The following is a 15,528-nucleotide window of genomic DNA, read 5'->3' on the forward strand; positions in this document are numbered from 1 at the left end:
TCCACACACGCTACGACCGCTGCGCCCACACATTCATGTCCGCTATCTGCATCGCCGCAATCGTCATCTTCTGGCTGCCGCAATGAGTCCTGAGCCTAATGAAACTGGTTAACATCACTCTTGCTGCAGTTTTTCTTGCATTAACTGGGTGTTCTAAAGATTCTGTTCCAGAATCGGACAAAGCCGAGGCCGCTCTTAACGAGGGCGACATTGCAGGCGCCCAGATTCACATTCGCAATGCCCTGAAAGCAGGAGCCTCGAATCAGGCGTTGGTCTTCCTGAACGCACGGATTGCGCTGGAGGCGGGAAACCCTGAACTTGCAAAAACCGAATTCCGCAAACTGCTGAATGATCCGCAATACGCACAGCGTGCAGCGCCGCTGCTGGCCAAAGCATTGTTGATGCTGGGCCAAGGACGCGAGGCGCTCGACGTCCTGGGGTCTGGCAAGCCTTCAAGCGATCTGGCCTATGCCGGTGCGGTTTCGGCGCATCTGCTGCAGGGGCAAAGTGACCGCGCAAACACCCTGCTTGATGAAGGGCTGGCCAGTTATCCCAAGTCGTCGGATTTGCTTGTTCTGGATGGTACGCGCGCGCTGCAAAACGGCAATCACAAACACGCGCAAGCCCAAGCCGTACGAGCAATTGAACTTGCGCCAAAGGATATAAACGCATTGTTGTTTGCCGGGCGCGTGGCAATGCAGCAGCGCAACTTTGCCGAAGCCGTGCGCAGGTTCGATGCCGTGCTGGCGCTGCGTCCGCAACATCAAACGGCCCTGTTGGGCAAGGCTGCGATTGCCTATGATCAGGGCAAGCGTGCCGAAGCTGAAACCATGCTGAAGAATGCAGCAGATCAACTGGGCGGCGGTAGCAGGCCGATCAACTTCTTCTTGGCACAACTTGCGTACGATGCAGGCGATACTGACAAGGCGAACCAGATCCTCCAAGGGATGAGCGATCTTAAAGACTTCCCGCCAGCCGCGATGCTATCCGGTCTGGTCGCAGCCAAACGCGGCCAGAACGAACAGGCAATCGCCCTTTTGCGCCGGTTCATTTCAACCGGCGGCGAGGATGGGCGCGCGCGCTTTGTGCTGGCAACCGCGCTGCAAAAGGTCGGATCGACGCAGGAAGCATGGCAAGTCCTGCAACCGCTGGCCGATGCCGCCAATGCCAATGACGATACGCTGCGCCTGGCCACGCAATTGGCAACTACGCTCAGTCTGCCATCAGCAGCGGCCTATAAAGCGCGCGGGGCTGCATTGGCCCAAGGCGATCCGCTGGCGCGCGATATGGTGACCGCTGACAAGGCAATCCGCAGTGGCGAATGGGCACAGGCCGAAAAGATCTATGCCGGTCTGTTGCGCGCCCATCCTGCTACCACCAATGTGATCCTGCTGAACAACGCCGCCAGTGTGCTGATTGAACAAGGGCGCGCTGCCGAGGCGGTGCCGCTGGCACGGCGGGCGATGGCTTTGGCCCCTAAGGATCCGATCGTGGTCGACACGCTAGGCTGGGCACTGTTCAAGTCTGGCGGCTCTTTGGTCGAGGCCAAGACACTGGTCCAGCAAGCCGCGCAAACCATGCCCGGCAATCCCGAAATTTCCGAACATTACCGCGCAATGGCCAACGCCACCGTTGCCGCGCGCTGATCAGGCAGAACAGACAATGTCCCGAACCAAGGATAACTTTCGCGTGAAATTCCTGGCGAGTGCCAGCCTGATAACCTGGGCTTGTGTCGCTGCCTCCCCGGCTCTTGCCGCAAGCGATGCCGGCGATGTGAAGGCGCTGGTTGAACGCCTGGAGCGGCTTGAGGCGGCCAACGCAAAGCTGCAGGCCGAAGTGCGCGATTTGCGCAGCTCCAATGCGCCCGAACAGGCGGTTGAGCCAGTAACGCCATATTCGCCTGCGCCGATGCTCGCCCCGGCACAGGCACCGGCGGCGACCGCAAGTGCAGCCTCTGTCGAACCACAGCGCGCTGTTCGCAATAGTTCGGTCGTCGGGATCAACCCGGCATACGGCTATGCCATTCTCGATCACGCAGAAGGCGTAAACCAGCGCCTGTTGATGCAGTTGAATGCGCGGCGCGATGGCAAGTTGACCGATATGGTCACCCTCAGCGGCGGCGTTACCGTGATTGCCAATGCGCAGTTTTCAAACCGCAAAGACAAGTTCGGCTATCTGATGCGTCACCCGACGCCCAATAACCAGCGCACCAAAGCCACACAGGACCTGGCCGTCAGCAGCGCCCAGCTTGCAGCGACATTCCTGCCCGAAGACTATGTCACCGGTTATGTCGAAATGCTCTATGATCCGCAGCAAAGCTTTGCTTCGGGCACGTTGACAGCATTGGCGCGCAATCAGGTGCAAGTGCGCAAGGCCTATGTGATGGTAGGCAACCTTGCCAAATCGCCGTTCTATGTGGCGATAGGCAAAATGGACGTGCCATTCGGCTTGCAGGACACCGTCAGCCCCTTCACCAATTCCACCAATTGGCACGCATTCGCCCCGCTCGCCTATGGCGGGCAAGTGGGATATTCACGTAATGGCGTGAACGTGCGGGTGATGGCGCTGATGGGCGGAGCGCAATTCCGGTCAGCCAATACGCCGGTCGATGGCACTGCGGTTCCGGCCAAGGTGAACAACTTCACGGTTGATGGCAGCTACACGCTGTCGTTCAACGATACCGGCACTTTGCGCGTTGGCGGCAGCTACATCCATGGGTCTGCTTATTGCCAGGGTTATCCGGTGTTCCACTTCAACCCGTGCGCGGACAATGTCCCTGCATGGTCGGCCTATGGCCAGCTTGATATGGGCCGGTTGCGGTTGATTGGTGAACTGGCCCGCACCACCAAAGTATGGCCGGGCACGCAGGTTCCCGATCCACGCAATCCGCTGTCCCAATTTGCCGCATCAAGGGTTACCGCCTTTACTGTTGGGGGGCGTTATCTGATGCCGGTGCTGGAAGGCGGAAGCAACGTCAGTGTGGAATACAGCAAGTTCATCGCAGGGCCTGAAGGGGCACCGTGGCAGCGTCAGGACCAGCTTGTCGTCGGCCTGTCGCACCGATTGTCACCCAGTGTCGATCTGGGCGGCGAATACATCAGGGTAAACGGCTTTGCCCCGCTGAACTTTGTATCGGGCGGCAACTTTACCGATGGCAGCACGTGGTCTGACAGCAGCGCGCAAAGCAACGTGCTGATGCTGGCCCTGCAAGCGGCTTTTTAAACGGGAAAGGCTGTCAGAATTCTGTGCCGTTGGCGTTTCGGCTTTCGTCCGGGGCGCCTTGGCCGACGTTGCGTTAACTCCTGAAACAAAAGCCAATTTTCGTTGTTCATGGACATCGGGCAGCACGACGGGCGCAAGCTCTCGTCTGTCCTAAGCGCCCATGGAGAGCACTATGAACAATCAAAATCTTAACGGCCTGCAGGACCAGACTTTTGGCACAACCGGCACGCAGCCAAGCCTGTATGGCGATGGCTCGGACAGGCCCGCCATCGCGATGGGCCGCACGCATCAAGGCGGCATCGTCTCGGCCATGTTCGATACCGATGAAGAAGCCCGCAATGCCGTTTCCTCTTTACGCAGCATGGGCGTTACCGACGGACACCTATCGCTGATCACCCAACATCGCGGCACCACCACCACAGCAAATGCTGACGGCGATGTGGTGGATGAAGAGCACACCAGTTTGCTCCGGGGCATTTTGGGTGGCGGTGCGCTTGGCGCTGGTCTTGGCGTGGCCGCGCTTGCCATACCGGGCGTCGGTCCGCTGGTGGCAGCAGGCGCCATTGCCGCTGCCGCCGTACCCAGCGCCGTTGCCATCGGTGCAGTTGCCGGCGCAGCATTGGGAACGCTGAACGAAACGCTGAAATCGCACGGCGTTAGCGACGATGATGCTTCGTATTATGGTGAGCGGATGAACGGCCGGGGTGTCTTGGTCACCGTTGACGTTCAAGAGCTATCGCGAGAGCGCATCGAAGAAGTCCTGTACAGCGCAGGCGGCCACAACGCCTCGCGCGCTCGCTGATTATTGCGATTTCGCTATAACAGAACCTGTCAATGGCCCCGCTTCGGCGGGGTCATTTTTGGCCTTTGCGCATCACCGACACAGATCAGGCATGTTGATGCTGCGCAACCAATGTTGCCAACGTCGCTGGCACCGCAGGATCGTCAATTGTCGGCGGAACGGTCCATTCCTGCCCGCTGACAATCTTGCGCAACAGCACCCGCAGTATTTTGCCTGAGCGCGTCTTGGGCAATTGCGTGGCCACATATGCAGTCTTGAGCGCGGCAACAGCGCCTAGCTCTTCGCGCACCGCCGCAATTACCCGCCGCTCCAGCGTATCATCGCCATCAAATCCGGCGCGTGGGACGACAAATGCGACCGGCACCATGCCCTTGATCGCATCATCTGCGCCAATCACAGCGCATTCGGCCACGCCATCGACACTGGCGACGATTTGCTCCATCTGGCCGGTGGACAAGCGGTGGCCAGCCACGTTGATGATGTCATCGGTGCGCCCCATGATGTGGACGAAGCCTTCGTCATCAATAAAGCCCGCATCGCCTGTTTCATACCAGCCCGGAAAGGTTGCGAAATTACGCGCATAGCCGCTGTGATTGTTCCACAGCGTCCGGAACGCGCCCGGTGCCAATGGCTCTTTGATCACAACCGCGCCGCTGCTGCCGGTGGGAACCATGTGCCCGCTTTCATCCAGCACGGCAAAGGCATAGCCGGGCACAGGGAACCCGGCGCTCCCGCGCTTTCGCCGCAGATCACCCAGCGCAACGCACGATGCGATTGCAGGCCAGCCCAGTTCGGTTTGCCACCAGTGGTCGATCACCGGCAGTCCCGAATGCTCTTCCAGCCAGCCGATCGTGTCGGGATCAGCACGTTCACCTGCCAGAAACACCGCGCGGCATTGGCCCGTGCCAATTTCCTTGAGGAACAGCGCGTCCGGATCTTCCTTGCGGATGGCACGGATGGCAGTGGGCGCGGTAAAGAATGTCTTCACGTCATGGCGAACAATCGTGCGCCAGAACGTGCCGGGATCAGGCGTGCCGACGGGCTTGCCTTCGAACAGAACCGTGGTCGCCCCGGCCAGCAAGGGACCATAGACGATATAGCTGTGCCCCACGACCCAACCCACGTCGGACGCTGCCCAGAACGTGTCGCCCACGCCGATGTCATAGATATTGCGCATGGACCACGCGAGCGCCACGGCATGGCCACCATTATCCCGCACAACACCCTTGGGCGTGCCGGTGGTGCCGGATGTGTAAAGGATATAGAGCGGATCAGATGCCGCAACCGCAACCGGCAAGGGCACAGGATTAGCGGCAGTGGCGGTGCGCAATTGGTCCCAATCAAGATCGCGCGCGCCTGTAAGATCGGCCTGTTCCCGATCACGCTGGAAGACAACGACATGATCAACCTGATGGTGAGCCAGTTCCAAGGCGTGATCGACCATCGGCTTGTATGAAATCGTGCGCGTGCCTTCGATCCCGCATGATGCGGCGAGCAGCACTTTGGGCGTGGCATCATCAATCCGCTTGGCCAGTTCCAGCGCGGCAAACCCGCCGAACACGACCGAATGGATGGCACCCAACCGCGCACAGGCCAGCATGGCGAAAACCGTTTGTGGGATCATCGGCATGTAAATGATCACGCGGTCGCCTGCAGCCACACCAAGCGAGGCCAGCATGGCTGCCACGCGGCCAGTTTCCTCCAACAATTCGGCATAGGAATAGCGGCTGATCGTGCCGGTTACCGGGCTGTCATAGATCAGCGCAGGTGCATCACCCCGCCCCGCCGCCACATGGCGATCAAGGCAGTTTTGGCAAGTGTTCAGCGTGCCGCCCGCAAACCAGCCTTGAACCGGATCATAAGTGGTCACAGGCGGTGAAATCCAGTCCACCGCCTGCGCCGCTTGCGACCAGAAGTGCTCTGGTTGGTTAATGCTTGCCTGCCATGCGTTGCTATAGGCTTCGCTCATGACCTCACCCGGAATGTTGTTGTGTTGCTGAAAATATGGATCGGGCCAGCGCGCCGCGCCAGCCCGACCAAAGTTTGCGTCAATCAATCGCGCGCTTGAATGTTTCAGGCAGGAAGAACAGCCCGAAGACAAACGTCGCCGCCGCCACGATTACCGGATACCAGAAGCCGTAGTAGATATCCCCGTTGGCTGCGACCATTGCAAAACCGATTGCCGGAAGCAGTCCACCAAGCCAGCCGTTGCCGATGTGATAGGGAAGGCTCATTGAGGTATAGCGTATGCGACTTGGGAACAATTCCACCAGCATGGCCGCAATCGGACCATACACCATGGTCACCAGCAGAACGAGGTAGAACAGGATCGCAACGACCAGTGGCTTGTTGATTTCATCCGGGTTGGCGGTGGCGGGATAGCCGACCTTTTCAAGTTCACCCATCACCGCAGGCTTGCCATCCTTGGCAGGCGTTCCGGCAACTTGCGCGGTAAAGGCTGCAATCGCGGCTTTCTTGTCGTCACCTGACAGCAAGGCCGGATTGGGCGCCGTGATGACTTTCCCGCCGATGGTGACAGATGCCACGGTTCCGGCAGAGGCTTCGACGTTTTCGTAATTCACAGCTGCCTTTGCCAGCGCATTCTTGACGATGTCGCAGCTGGTGGTGTCAAACTTGTTGCCGCCGACAGGATCGAATTGCGATGAACATTCGCCAGCATCAGCCATGACTTTGACAGGAGCCGTGGCAAGCGCACGTGCCAGCGCCGGGTTGGCAGCTTCGGTCAACATGTGGAACGCGGGGAACAGCGTGAGCGATGCCAGCGCACAGCCTGTCAGGATGATCTTCTTGCGGCCCACTTTGTCTGAAAGCCAGCCGAAGAAGAGGAAGAACGGGGTTGCCAGAGCCAGCGCGATGATGATCAGCGTATTGGCTGAAAGGCCATCAACCTTGAGCATCTTTTCAAGGAAGTACATCGCATAAAGCTGTCCCGTATACCATACCACGGCCTGACCAGCGATGGCACCAAAGAATGCGATGAACACAATCTTCAGGTTCTTCCATTCACCAAATGCTTCGGTCAACGGACGCTTTGATGACGTGCCTTCGTCTTTCATTTTCTGGAAAACCGGCGATTCATGCAACTTGAGACGCAGCCACAAACCGATCATCAGGAATACGCCCGAAAGCAGGTAAGGCACGCGCCAGCCCCAATCGCGGAACGCCTCTTCGCCAACGCCGGTAACGGGCGAACGGACGAGGATCACGATCAGCAGCGCCATCGCAAGCCCTGCTGTCGCCGTGATCTGGATCCAGCTTGTGTACAGCCCGCGTTTGCCAGCAGGGGCGTGTTCGGCAACGTATGTCGCCGCGCCGCCATATTCGCCACCAAGGGCAAGGCCCTGGAACATGCGCAACACTACCAGCATGATGGGTGCCGCAACGCCGACGGTTTCATAGGTGGGAAGGCAGCCGACGAGGAAGGTGGAAAGCCCCATCACCAGCAAAGTTACGATGAAGGTGTAGCGGCGACCTACCATGTCGCCGATCCGGCCAAACACCAGCGCGCCAAACGGACGCACGATAAAGCCCGCAGCAAACACCAGCAGCGCCATGATGAACGATGTAGTGGGGTTCAGGCCGGTCAGGAACTTGGCCGCTATGATCGCGGTCAGCAGTCCGTACAGATAGAAATCGTACCATTCGAACACCGTGCCAAGCGACGACGCGGTGATAATCAGCTTTTCGTTATGCTTGACCGGCTCTTTTATCGGCACGGTGCCTTCAACGGTTGCCATTGGGCCTCTCCCTTAGAATGTATATTTAGCCGCAAGTTCGACGCGGTCCATCGTTCCGGTCAGGCCACTGGCAACTTCGCGCAGGGCATGACGATATTCTATCCCGAAATCCAGATTGCGCACCGGCGACCAGAAAAGGTTGCCGGCAACGCTCCACGCCTCGACGTTGGCAAGTGCGGGCGTACCGATGGCGCCGGGATAACCGGCATGCTGATAGCCCGCCATGAAGGTTGAACGCAGCGTTGCGGTCCATCCCAGCTTCACCGAAGCCCAGGCCGCGACGTTATCGACCAGATTGAGCCGGTCTGCGACTGCACGATCATAAATGGCATCAGGCGCATAGCCGACGGTGAAATAGCGCCCGATCCCGCGCCCGCCCGAAGCCACAAATCGGATATCATGGCGCAAATCAGGCCCGAACAGGATTTTGCCGCCGACCGTTGCTCCCCAGCCAAGCGCACTGTCACCTGTGCCTGCACTATGCACCGATACCGAACGGACAAGGCCTGCAACGTGCAGTTCCTTGGTCTTGTCCTTATAAGCCAGTTTGGCGATGAAATCGGGCATCCGGTCCTGATCGTTGTCAACCATCGCTGCCGAGGTTGAGGTGATCGTTTCGGTCTGCGGATTTTCTGCCGCCAGATAAAGGTCAAGCCCGCCACCCAGCGGCTGGCGATACTGCACCATCATCTGCCGCACAAAGATGGAGCCATCCATTGGCCCCACAAAATCTGTGGTTTCTGGCAAATGGCTGGCATTCTGGAACGTGGTCCATTCCTGTCCGATGAGCAAATTGCCATAGCTGATAAAGCCGCGCCGGAAGGTTGGCGTATAGGCGTTGGTGGCACGTTGCGCGCCCAAAGGGGCTGCGGCCAGCGCAAAATCAAATTCGATATGCGCCTTCAATTCCTTGCCGCTGACCGGCGTGGCTGCGGAAAAGAACAGGCGGGTCTGGCGTGCATGACCGATTACGTCGGTGCTGGCACTGCCGCCGACCGGAATTTGCTGCGGCAGGAAAAATTCTTTGCCCAATGATCCACCGGCCAGCTCACCATTGCCGAAGCGGGTGACGCTGCCAACCGCTTTGACAAAGCCGCCCATCTTGAAGGTGGTAGCGCCCACCTTGAAACCGTCAGGCTGTGTCTTGGCTTCAAGCGCGGCCACTTTGACGGCAGTAGCATCGGCCTTGGCTTCGGCCGCTTTGGCAAGCTCGACGGCTTGCGCGCCATCATTGTTGGCCGAAGCCGCCTTGGCCTGCGCCAGATCGGATTTGAGCGCCTGCATTTCTCCTTCAAGCCGCAGAAGGCGCGCTTCAAGTTCAGTTTCGCGCTGCGTCGGGGCAGCTGCATTTGCGGCAATCGGTAATGTCAGGGCAGTGGCTGCCAATAACAGGGCAGACGTCCGCCGACGGTATCCAAGCATATTCCCTCTCCCGGCACCTGCTTTACGAGGCATCCTGCCGGGACATTCGCTTGAACGGGGCTTGCCAGCCAGACAGAGGATGGTCTTATATCTACGACCTTTGTCTAGTCGCCGCGCCGCGCCGGTCTGCGGTAGGCTGGGGCATAAGAGAAGAATCTGAAAGAGGAGAGCCTGACGTGGGCAAAGCAGTTTATCCGGTCCCGGCTGAATGGGCAGAGAGCGCGCTGGTTGACGAAGCAGGCTACAACGCCATGTATCGCCAGTCGGTCGAGAACCCTGACGCGTTCTGGGCTGAACATGGCAAGCGACTGGACTGGATCAAACCGTTCACCAAGGTCAAGAACACCTCGTTTAACGAAGCTGACTTTGGCATCCGTTGGTTTGAAGATGGCACGCTGAACCTTTCTGCCAATTGCCTTGACCGCCACCTGGCGACGCGCGGCGACGAAATTGCGATCCTGTGGGAGCCCGATGGCCTTGGCGAACAACACCGCGAGATTACCTATCGCCAGTTGCACGAAGACGTCTGCCGTTTTGCCAACCTGCTGAAATCGCGCGGGGTTAAGCGGGGTGAGCGGGTGACGCTCTATTTGCCCATGGTGCCCGAGGCTGCAGTCGCGATGCTCGCCTGCACCCGCATTGGCGCAATCCATTCCATCGTGTTTGCAGGCTTCAGCCCCGATGCCTTGGCTGGCCGCATCAGCGATTGCGACAGCCGCGTGGTACTCACCTCGGACGAGGGTTTGCGCGGTGGGCGCAAAGTGCCGCTGAAAGCCAATGTAGACGAAGCGCTGACCCATTGCCCCGGCGTGGATACCGTCATCATGCTACGCCGCACGGGTGCAGATGTGGGCTTCGTTGAAGGCCGCGACGTGGATTGGGCAAGCGCTGCCGCACAGCAATCTGCCGAATGCGCGCCTGAGGAAATGGGCGCGGAAGACCCGCTGTTCATCCTTTATACCTCTGGCTCCACCGGCAAACCCAAGGGCGTGCTCCACACCACCGGCGGCTACGCCGTGTGGGCATCGATGACGCATGAATATGTGTTCGATTACCGACCCGGCCAGATTTACTGGTGCGCGGCTGATATCGGTTGGGTGACCGGTCATTCCTATGTTGTCTATGGTCCGCTGATGAACGGCGCGACGACGGTGATGTTCGAAGGCGTTCCCAATTTCCCCGATGCCAGCCGCTTCTGGCAAGTGGTCGACAAATTCAAGGTCGAGATTTTTTATGGCGCCCCCACCGCCCTGCGCGCCCTGATGCGCGAAGGCGATGAATGGGTGAAGAAAACCAGCCGCGCATCTTTGCGGCTGCTGGGATCGGTGGGCGAGCCGATCAATCCCGAAGCATGGGAGTGGTATCACAAGGTCGTGGGCGATAGCCGGTGCCCGATTGTCGATACCTGGTGGCAAACCGAGACCGGCGGCGCGATGATCACCCCCCTGCCCGGCGCGACCGCGCTCAAGCCGGGTTCAGCATCACGTCCCTTCTTTGGTGTAACGCCTGAACTGGTTGATACAGAAGGCAACTTGCTGGAAGGTGCAACCGATGGCTGTCTGGTTTTGACCGATAGCTGGCCCGGCCAGATGCGTAGCGTCTGGGGTGATCACGAACGCTTTTTCCAGACTTATTTCAGCACGTTCAAAGGCCAATACTTTACCGGTGACGGCTGTCGTCGTGACGAGGATGGCTACTACTGGATTACCGGACGGATCGATGACGTCATCAACGTCTCGGGCCATCGCATGGGCACGGCCGAAATCGAAAGTGCTCTTGTTGCCCACCAGAAGGTTGCCGAGGCTGCGGTCGTCGGAATGCCGCATGATATCAAGGGGCAAGGCATCTATGCGTTTGTCACCTGCAACGCTGAAGTTGAGCCTGACGAGGCTTTGCGCAAAGAGCTGATCGCGTGGGTCCGCCATGAAATCGGCCCCATTGCCACGCCTGATGTGATCCAGTTCGCCCCCGGTTTGCCCAAGACCCGTTCGGGCAAGATCATGCGCCGCATCTTGCGGAAAATCGGCGAGAATGATGTTTCGAACCTTGGCGATACATCAACGCTGGCTGACCCTGGCGTAGTGGACAACCTGCTAGCCAACAGGCCACATCTGGCGGGCGTCTAGAGGATATTGGACGGCGTATTAAGGGTGTTTGCGGGGGCAAATGCCATGTTGCCCCACAACACCCTTGCCGTTCCCTGTGTAACCGATACCCTGCAAATCAACAGGCCGTAGTTGATATGCAAAATATCCGGCCTGATCGGAGGGGTGTGAACGAAACGATCCTGATCGCCGATGACCATCCGCTGTTCCGTCAGGCTTTGGCCGTGGCGGTGGCAAGCGCTGCGCCATCTGCGCGCATCATTGAAGCAGGGACGCTGGCGGCGGCTGCCAAAGCGGCGGCTGAGGCTGATAATCTGGCGCTGATCACGCTCGATCTTAAAATGCCGGGCGCCATCGGTTTTTCAGGCATCGCGCTGCTTCATGCCGAAAAGCCCGATGTGCCCATTCTGGTAGTGTCGAGCGCGGAAGGCGCGCTGGTGGCCGAAGAGGCACGGGCGTTCGGGGCTGTAGGCTTCTTGCGCAAGGATTCCGACCTTTCACGGATCGAAGATGCCATCAGACAAGCTCTATACGGCGGTTCGGCCCCCAGGGCTGCTTCCACAGAACCTGTAGAACAAGTGCGGCGCGAGGTTGCAGGATTGACGCCGACGCAGTTGAAAGTCCTGCTCTGCGTCCTCAACGGCAAATTGAACAAGCAGATCGCCTATGATCTGGGGATGAGCGAGGCGACGGTCAAAGCGCATATGACCGCGATCATGCGCAAGCTGGACGTGCAGAACCGCACACAGGCCGCGCTGGTCGCCCGTTCACTCGGGCTTGATCTGGCGATGTGATACCTCGGCCAGAAATGCGCCAATGGCCTGTGGATCGGCAGGCTTCACAAACAAGGCAATCCGCCCCAACCTGACGCGATTGCGCAGTGCCGCGCCATTTTCAGCGGTCACTAGCGCTGCGGCCAGCACCGGATTGCGGCTGCGCGCCAGATCAATCAGCCGCAAGCCATCTTCACCATTATCAAGGTGATAATCAGCCAGCAGCACATCTGCATCGCGCGCCTGTTCAAGCGCCGATGCAATATTGGCCGCACCCGTTGCACTGTGCCCCAGTGCTTCCACCAACGCCATTGTCGCGGCCACAATCTCTGGCTCGTTATCAACCACCAACACCCGCAGCGTTCGCGGGACATTGAGCGGAGATTTCACAGCCGTGGGCCAAGGAACTGCCACGGCATCTTGCAGCGTGTTGCCCTGCCCTGCAGGCAACAGCACGCTGAAGCGGCTGCCCTTCCCTGCCCGCGATGCCAGTTCAATCCGCGCGCCAAGCAACCGTGCTATCCGCTCGACTATCGCAAGGCCCAACCCAAGCCCTTCGGCCTCAACTTGCCCCAGCCGGGTAAATTCAGCAAAGACATCACGCTGGCGGTCAGCAGGGATACCCACGCCCGTGTCGTAAACATCGATACGCAGAAATTCGCCGCGGTGCCTGACCCCGATCAGGACCCCGCCATCCACGGTATAGCGCACAGCGTTGGCAACCAGATTTTGCAGGATGGACCGCAGCAATCCGGGGTCGGTCAAAACCACGCCGGTCAATGGTCCTGTGCGCAGCACCAACCCTTTTTCATTGGCCTGCGGGCGCATGTTATCTGCAATGTCGGACAGCAGCACGCCAAGCGCGACCGGTTCAGGATTGGGCTGAATGCCGCCTGCGTCCAGCTTGGATATATCAAGCAAGGCGCGCAGCAGCTCTTCGGCACCGACGATAGACCGGTCAACCCGCGCAGAAAGCGCTTTGGCAGGCCCTGCCAATTGCCGCTCCAACGCAGAATTGAACAACCGCGCGGCGTGCAAGGGTTGCAGCAGATCATGGCTGGCCGCTGCCAAAAACCGCGTTTTGTCGCGTCCCGCATCGGCCAGACGGTTATTCGCTTCGCGCAACTCCTGCGTCCTGTCGGCAACACGCTGTTCCAATTCGTCCAGCGTGCGTTTCAGTTCGTCGCGCACCGCCGCGTCATCGGTGATATCGGAGAACGATGTCAGATAGCCGCCGCCCGGCATTGGCCCGCCGACCGATTTTATCACTTGGCCATTAGCTTTTACGCGTTCTGATTGATACGCCTTGCGCATGCGCAAATGGCGCAGCCGCTTTGCCACCTCTTCATCAGGGGTCCAGGCAAAATTGCCGCGCTCCACATTAAACCGGATCAAGTCGGCAATCGGCACACCAATCCGCACCATGCCCGGCGGATAGCCAAACAGGTCAACATAGCGGCTGTTCCATGCCACCAGATTGAGATCGGCATCGATCACGCTGACACCCGATTGCAAGTTCTCAAAGGTGGCGGCCAGCAATTGGCGCGAAAAGCGCAGCGATTGACCGCTTTCATCCAGCAGCCGCGTGACCTCTTCAAGGCTCATCCGCCCGCCCGCCAAGGCTGAAGCCACCAGCGCCCGCGCCGATGAGTTGCCCACTACGCCGGCAATCAATTCCCGCGCCAAACGTGCCGCCGCAGGGTCTACCGGCTGGGCATGGCGTGTTTCCGGAAAGGCCTGCGCAGCGCGTTCAGTGCCAACAAACCGGGCGGTAAGCGTTGAAAGATCACCCATATTGCCGATCGGGCGTTTGGGGCTGACGAACCGTGGCAAGCGCGGGGCCTGGCGTTGCCCGGCGGTGGTCAACGCAAGGACGGCAAGATTGGCCGAAAGGCTCCACAATACGCCATGCACCAACGGCGATGCGTGACCAATGCCCAGCAACCGCACGGGATCCATGATCGTGCCGGCAAGCGCATTGGCCCAGCCCAGCGGCAGAATGGGCGGTAGGGCCAATGTATAGAGCCACAGGCAAAGCCCGGTCAGCAAACTGGCGCGGGCGGCAAGTGCATCACGGCCCGGCGCTGCAACGGCTAGGAGCAGATGCGGCACGAATTGGGCCATGGCCGCAAACGCCACTAGCCCGATGGACGCCAGCGACCGCGCCGGATCAACCAGCAAGGCCCACAGCAGCGCAAGACCAACCACACCGACAATGGCGGCGCGCCGAACAGCCAACATCCGCTTACCCAGATCATCCGCCGCACGACCACTTTCACCGCGCAACAAAGCCGGAAAGATCAAGTCATTGGACACCATCGTCGCCAACGCCGTGGCATCGACGATAACCATCGCCGCGCCTGAGCTTAACCCCCCGAGCAAGGCCGCAATCGCAATCGCGCTGGCTCCACTGCTTGCCGGGAGCATGAGGACGAAGCTGTCGGGTGAAGCATCTGCCGGGAGCGCCACAAGCCCGCCAAGCGCGATGGGCATGATCATCAGCGCCATGATGATCACATAGAGCGACACACCCCAGCGAGCACGTGGCAGATCACCGGGCGAATGCGCTTCAGCCAGCCCCATATAGAACTGGCGCGGCAGCGCGATGATGGCAAATGCGGAAATGAGCGCGATGACAAATGTTTCAAGCGTCAGGTGTGATGGTGAAAACTGGTCTGCCAACACCTGTGAGGCACGGCCCAGATCTGCCGATGATGCGCCTGCGATTACGCTGACTGCAAACGCGCCGACAAGCGCGAGCGCCACAAGTTTTATCAGCGATTCCAGAGCTACGGTAAACACCAGCCCTTCGCTGCGACCGGCAATTTCATAGCGCCGCGCCCCGAAAAGGATCGCGAACAGGGCAAGAAAACCGGCCGCCCCCGCCATCACCGGAATGGCCAAATCCCTGCCGGCAAGCACGGAAACCGCCGTGCCCATCGAACGCAGTTGCAACGCAATGTACGGGACAGTGCCACACAGCGCGATGATGGTGATGAGCCGCGCAACCCCCAGATCATGGCCAAACCGCGCAGCAATGAAATCCGATATCGTCGATGCCCGCTCTTGCTGCACCGCCTCGGCCAATCGCCGCAAAAACCCGGGAGCCAGCAACAGCAAAGCCACTGGCGCCAGATAGATCGGCAGATAATTCCAACCCTCGGTGACCGCCGTTCCAACCGCACCATAAAACGTCCAGCTTGAACAATACACGCCCAGCGCCAGCGTATAGGCCCCATGGCGCAAACGCGGATGGGCCTGCAGCGAAGCGGTCCGCCGCTCTGTCCCGTTTGCCACGACAAACAAAACGCCAAGCAGGCCCAACGCCAGCAAAGCAACCAGGCTAGCGGTCATGGTCAGGGGTTCTTTGGCGGAGTCATCCGATCAGCATTGCTGCCTCGCCCCAACCGCGCAAGTGAACAATTCACGAGATTGCAGACCAGCCG

At 59.5% G+C, this 15,528-nt stretch carries 9 protein-coding genes and 1 pseudogene; 6 read left to right on the plus strand and 4 right to left on the minus strand.

Features of this window, described 5'->3' with window-relative positions; all coding sequences use genetic code 11:
• From B7Y89_RS10260 to B7Y89_RS10275, 4 genes and pseudogenes are all read left to right on the plus strand, one after another.
• Positions 1-86, plus strand: a pseudogene (locus tag B7Y89_RS10260) (IS5/IS1182 family transposase); the annotation flags it as partial.
• 183 nt (positions 87-269) lie between these two features.
• Entirely contained in the window at positions 270-1,646 is a 1,377-nt protein-coding gene (locus B7Y89_RS10265) for a tetratricopeptide repeat protein (protein ID WP_292938216.1), read from the plus strand.
• Positions 1,647-1,689: 43 nt separating this feature from the next.
• Positions 1,690-3,222: a hypothetical protein gene (locus B7Y89_RS10270; protein ID WP_292938218.1), complete on the plus strand. Its 1,533-nt coding sequence runs from the start codon at positions 1,690-1,692 to the stop codon at positions 3,220-3,222.
• Positions 3,223-3,394: 172 nt separating this feature from the next.
• On the plus strand, positions 3,395-4,024 hold the full coding sequence (locus B7Y89_RS10275; RefSeq protein ID WP_292938220.1) for a hypothetical protein: 630 nt from the start codon (positions 3,395-3,397) through the stop codon (positions 4,022-4,024).
• Positions 4,025-4,109: 85 nt separating this feature from the next.
• Here the strand turns inward: B7Y89_RS10275 and B7Y89_RS10280 are convergent, their stop codons facing one another.
• From B7Y89_RS10280 to B7Y89_RS10290, 3 genes are all read right to left on the minus strand, one after another.
• Entirely contained in the window at positions 4,110-5,993 is a 1,884-nt protein-coding gene (locus B7Y89_RS10280) for an AMP-binding protein (protein ID WP_292938221.1), read from the minus strand.
• 79 nt (positions 5,994-6,072) lie between these two features.
• On the minus strand, positions 6,073-7,782 hold the full coding sequence (locus B7Y89_RS10285; protein ID WP_292938222.1) for an MFS transporter: 1,710 nt from the start codon (positions 7,780-7,782) through the stop codon (positions 6,073-6,075).
• 12 nt (positions 7,783-7,794) lie between these two features.
• Positions 7,795-9,204, minus strand: coding sequence for a DcaP family trimeric outer membrane transporter (locus B7Y89_RS10290; RefSeq protein WP_292938223.1), 1,410 nt, complete (start codon positions 9,202-9,204; stop codon positions 7,795-7,797).
• Positions 9,205-9,380: 176 nt separating this feature from the next.
• On the opposite strand from B7Y89_RS10290, the gene acs reads away from it, so the two are divergent.
• A complete protein-coding gene (gene acs / locus B7Y89_RS10295; protein WP_292938224.1) occupies positions 9,381-11,330 on the plus strand; it encodes an acetate--CoA ligase in 1,950 nt (649 codons plus the stop codon).
• A gap of 146 nt (positions 11,331-11,476) precedes the next feature.
• The gene (locus B7Y89_RS10300; RefSeq protein WP_292938226.1) at positions 11,477-12,103 is read left to right on the plus strand and encodes a response regulator transcription factor; all 627 of its coding nucleotides are present in this window, start codon (positions 11,477-11,479) and stop codon (positions 12,101-12,103) included.
• On the opposite strand, the gene B7Y89_RS10305 is transcribed toward B7Y89_RS10300, so the two are convergent.
• Positions 12,077-15,436: a PAS-domain containing protein gene (locus tag B7Y89_RS10305; RefSeq protein WP_292938228.1), complete on the minus strand. Its 3,360-nt coding sequence runs from the start codon at positions 15,434-15,436 to the stop codon at positions 12,077-12,079. The two genes, B7Y89_RS10300 and B7Y89_RS10305, sit on opposite strands and share 27 nt — an antisense overlap.
• Between the last annotated feature and the right edge of the window lie 92 nt (positions 15,437-15,528).

Origin of the sequence: Novosphingobium sp. 32-60-15, from assembly GCF_002280675.1 — a bacterium.
GTDB lineage: Bacteria > Pseudomonadota > Alphaproteobacteria > Sphingomonadales > Sphingomonadaceae > Novosphingobium.